Source organism: Oceanobacillus luteolus (assembly GCF_023715655.1).
GTDB classification, from domain to species: Bacteria; Bacillota; Bacilli; order Bacillales; family Amphibacillaceae; genus Oceanobacillus; species Oceanobacillus luteolus.
Genome location: NZ_JAMBON010000079.1, coordinates 1 through 4,382 on the forward strand (window position 1 = coordinate 1; position 4,382 = coordinate 4,382).

General features: G+C 34.5%; 4 protein-coding genes and 1 pseudogene. 2 read left to right on the forward strand and 3 right to left on the reverse strand.

Features of this window, described 5'->3' with window-relative positions:
• Positions 1-175: 175 nt before the first annotated feature.
• From M3210_RS19410 to M3210_RS19420, 3 genes are all read right to left on the reverse strand, one after another.
• Positions 176-616, reverse strand: coding sequence for a cell wall hydrolase (locus M3210_RS19410; protein WP_251517861.1), 441 nt, complete (start codon positions 614-616; stop codon positions 176-178).
• Between the two features lie 157 nt (positions 617-773).
• The gene (locus tag M3210_RS19415) at positions 774-1,160 is read right to left on the reverse strand and encodes an RNA polymerase sigma factor (protein WP_251517863.1); all 387 of its coding nucleotides are present in this window, start codon (positions 1,158-1,160) and stop codon (positions 774-776) included.
• 603 nt (positions 1,161-1,763) lie between these two features.
• Positions 1,764-2,708: a polysaccharide deacetylase family protein gene (locus tag M3210_RS19420; RefSeq protein WP_251517866.1), complete on the reverse strand. Its 945-nt coding sequence runs from the start codon at positions 2,706-2,708 to the stop codon at positions 1,764-1,766.
• Positions 2,709-3,626: 918 nt separating this feature from the next.
• Here M3210_RS19420 and M3210_RS19425 point away from each other — a divergent pair.
• Together M3210_RS19425 and M3210_RS19430 are read left to right on the forward strand one after the other, a co-directional pair.
• The gene (locus tag M3210_RS19425) at positions 3,627-3,800 is read left to right on the forward strand and encodes a hypothetical protein (protein ID WP_251517869.1); all 174 of its coding nucleotides are present in this window, start codon (positions 3,627-3,629) and stop codon (positions 3,798-3,800) included.
• Between the two features lie 154 nt (positions 3,801-3,954).
• Positions 3,955-4,257: pseudogene (locus M3210_RS19430) on the forward strand (transposase); the annotation flags it as partial.
• Positions 4,258-4,382 lie beyond the last annotated feature (125 nt).

Below are 4,382 nucleotides of genomic sequence, written 5' to 3' on the forward strand. Positions count from 1 at the left end.
ATTTTATCAAAAGGTGTCCTTTTTGTTTACTAAAATAACGATAGCAAAAAGCGTAGGGCCTACACATTTTTTGTGTGAACTCCTACGCCTTATTTTTTATTTACTGGGGTTTTGTCCCAGCCTCTTTTTTTTGCTGCTAAAAGTTTTAGTTTTTAAAAATATTCGAATCTTTTCCTCAACGACTATAAACGCTTTCACATGTTCCAGGCGCTGGTTCATAAAAACAATGTTGTTTAAATTGACCACTAAAAGGTTGGTCATACCATGTTGGAGGACACGGACCATATGGATTAAAGTACCAAAGAGCATATTTCGCTGGGTAATCTCTCCAATATTCCAAATTCTTTCTTGCTAATCTTCTTTCAGATTCTCTTGCTCGTTGATAAAACATATTGCCTTTTTGCACAGCTTCAAAGGAGTAATTTCCCCCTTGTACTTGAAAAATAACATCTTCAATGGTCCTTACATCCATGAAATCCGCACAATCAGCTACAGCACGGTTTACAATCACGTTTCCAACATATAGCATCCCCTGTACTCCTTCACCTTCAGCCTCTGCTCTCATCATCCTTGCCATTAAATCAACGTCTGCATCTCGGTAAGCGACTCTTGCCATTTTTCCACCTCCAAAATACAGTATGAAAAAAAGCAACATTCATGTCTCTTTTTTACAATTTGTTAGGATAAGAGCACATCAATTTTCTTGGTGAATATAAACTTTAGTCTTCATCAATCAGGCGCTTTAATGAAGTAACTAAAGCCTAATTTTTCACTTATAACACCGAGAAATTAGACTTTTTATATTTTGATTTCCTTAACGTTGTAAATCCGCACTTTCCTGACGCTACCCCTACTTGTGCGGGATTGTTGCTCTCTTCGAGGATTTGATTAAAAAAGCTATCTTTGAATATAGAAGTAAATTTTTTTCTTCTGAGGTGATCAATAGCTGTATGCTTTGCTATAGAAAGAATCCAAGTTGATAATTTTGATTGGTGATTAAAATTAGAACTATGTTTCAAAACCCTAATAAAAACTTCTTGAGTTAAATCTTCAGCTTCGTTGCGATTACCAACAAAACAAATCAAGAATTTATACACGTCCAAATAATGCCTCTGATAAATTAGTTCAATATCTCCATTTATCTCAGTTGATTTAGCCAAGTTTAATCCCTCCTTTTTTGCTATTCACCTATTAATCGAATGAGCATTAGAAAAGGTTACAAATATTTATTCATTAATAAAAATTTATTTATATAATATTACGAATTGAATTATAATTATATAGTAATGTGGAGTGGAGGGGAATGGTGGATTTTTACTCCTTAACAAATGGGTGCAATAGTTCAACAAGGATTTAGGCTAAGAAGAAATAGAACCCTTTAACAGGGTTCTATTTGTCTCCTGGAGAAAATCCAATGGGACAATCTTATACTGTGTTAAATTTCTTTTATTCTCATTAGAAGTACTTTTTTGTTTGAACGTATGGAACTCATACCTTTTGATTTATAAATTAAAAGGTATGAGTCTGCGATTCGGAAGCCTTTAGTATGCTGAACCACTAACACAAAAAGGCACTGTATTAATTTTCTCTTTTGACTCCTGCTAAATACTTCAGCTTTTTGATTTCCAAGTTCATAAGGACTAACAGCAAATAGTTAGGCTTTTAAGAAATCCACAAAATGAATTCGATTTTAGATTCCTGCTTTTTTGATGTTCGGGTTGGAAAATAAGTGTATGGTATTTGTTCTTGGCCTTTTAACCACTCTACGGAAATTCATTAGAGAGTCGTTTTTCACTCATAAGATCACTGACAGTACCTAGCTGATAACCTTTTGCTTTTATATTCGTTATCATTGCCCCTAGGCCCTCAGCAACTGGTTTTGTCGGATGCATAAGAACCATAGAACCTTTTTCAACCTTTGCTACAACACGACTAACCATTTCGGAAGGTGCTGGTTTTTTCCAATCCACCGTATCAACCGTCCATAGAATCGTTTTCATATTTAGTTGATTTGCAACAGAAACTGTTTCCATATTAAAACTTCCACTCGGAGGTGCAAACCACTTCGGTTTTATGCCAAGGGTTGATTCAATAACTTCATTTGTCTTTGTTAATTCATTCATTGTTTCAGCTTTGGAACGCTGGCTTAGGTCGGGGTGGCTATAGGCATGATTACCAATTTCATGCCCCTCCATATGAATCATCATAGCAAGGTCGGGGTTCTTTTTGGTCCAACTACCATCAAAGAAAAAGGTTGCTTTAACTTGATGTTCATTTAATACTTCGAGAATTTTGGGGATGTATTCATTACCCCAGGCTACATTGATCAACAGGGACACCATAGATTTTTGGGGATTACCCCTATAGATTGGTTCAGGTTCCAGGTCATCCAAATGGATACTTGGCGATACCTCCTTATAAACAATTTTGCTTGCATCAAAACGACCATCCTTCTCCATATTTTTATAACTTTCATTAACATCTACACGTAACCCATTGTAACCGGGTATTGCTTTCCAAATCTTATCCACTTTTGCGTCAATCGGATCTATTTTATGTTTTTCATCGTAGGACTCAATCTTTTGGTAAAGATTATCCTTATCGGTCCCCGGGGATGCCAGAATTGCGGATGGATTGGCAAATCCCCCCAAGATTAACACCGAGGTAACCGCAAATATTGTTAGGTAAATGGTATTTTTCCTTCTCATCTTTTCCACTCCTGCAAATTGATAAAATCCCCAATTGAAATTCAGGACGGTGTGGCTTGAATTGTTAATACAATTGGCTTAACTCCATTGGGGATTCTTTTATTGGTATGTTTCCCATCTTACAATATTCAATGTATTACCTTATTACCTCTGCCTCCTTAAAGACTGGGGAACAACTTTCCCTAATGGAGTCTTCTTCATAAATTTAGGTTGTTAGACTATACCAGGGAAAATTTAAAAGGTATTTCAAAAAGCAGTAAAAAAGATGAGGAACTAGCTTTGAAAAAATTAGAAGATGTGATGAGAATATCATTTCGGATCATGCGGCAAGAAATAATTAATCCTTAGAAATAGAAAGTAATTGAACATTTTATAGCATTGCATGAGATTACTCTGCAATGATTTTTTTCTATTATTAATTAATACATATATACATATATACATATTTACAGATTACTGTAATCCTGTAGGGCCACACAATCCTGTTCAATGGAATTTTTTTTTTAATACACAGTGCATACTTATTTCATAGAAATTAACTAACTGATCTGTAAACTTTGTGAAGACATGTACTTAAACAAAAGGAACAGGATAGTTGAAGAAGGAAGTTGCAAGATTAACTTTATTTATAAATAGATAGTCATAGGTGAAAATTTTTAGAATCCATTTTACTCCGCTTTTTTCAAAATAGTTCTTCTTATTTACCGTAAAACACGATTTTAAATCAAACTTTATTTCAAAGTGAGACATGGTTCCTTACTTGCTTTCCCTATCTAAAACGAGTATTACAATTGAAGAAGTGTTGGAGTTGTTAAGAAAATAAAGAAAAATTGTAGTTACACTTATCTATAGTTGAGTACATACAATCGATAATTCAGAAGATAATAATCATATTAAAATTAAGAAAGGATGATTTTAATGGGTATTTCAAAAGAACAGGTGGATAGTATTTTAGGAGTTGATGTAAAAGTGCGATATCGTACCCAAAAGAATGAATTTCAGGATTTAAATAAGCAATTTTTAAAACCTATTATACATAGGGAAATCTACGGTGAAAAAATATATGTACCCCTCAACCTTTGGGATAGATAAAATAATGCGAGTAGAATATATAATTGAATGAATTTCATAATTCTTAGTCCATGTCTCCCAACGGTTTTGAGAGTTAAAAAAAGAAGCACCTCCCCAAATCTTGTATAATGGTAGTTGACTATACAACCATAAAAAGACTGAAGGAGTGCTTCTTATGACCATTATACGACAACCAAGTTTATTTGGCATCCAGGAATTATATGACATGGAGCCTACCCAAAAATATGATGCCATTATTGCAGCGATAGACTTGGATAAAATCTATCATGCAGTAACGAAAAAATCACGACTTGGCGCACCGGAAGAACTAAACTATGCCGCCATGATTATCTCTATTTTCGTTAGATATATTGAGCGTATTCCGATGGTAAAAGATCTTATTCAACGCCTCAAGGATGATATTGCCTTTAAACTAAATTGCGGGTTCCTAGTTTCAGATAGGGTACCTTCTGAATCGTAAACCCGTAATCAAACAACGCATACAAAAATGAAGCACCTCTTGCTAAGATAGAAATATCAATTGAAGGAGGTGCTTTTCTATGCCACATGAAGAACTAATCATCGTGCCCGTAACACTCCATC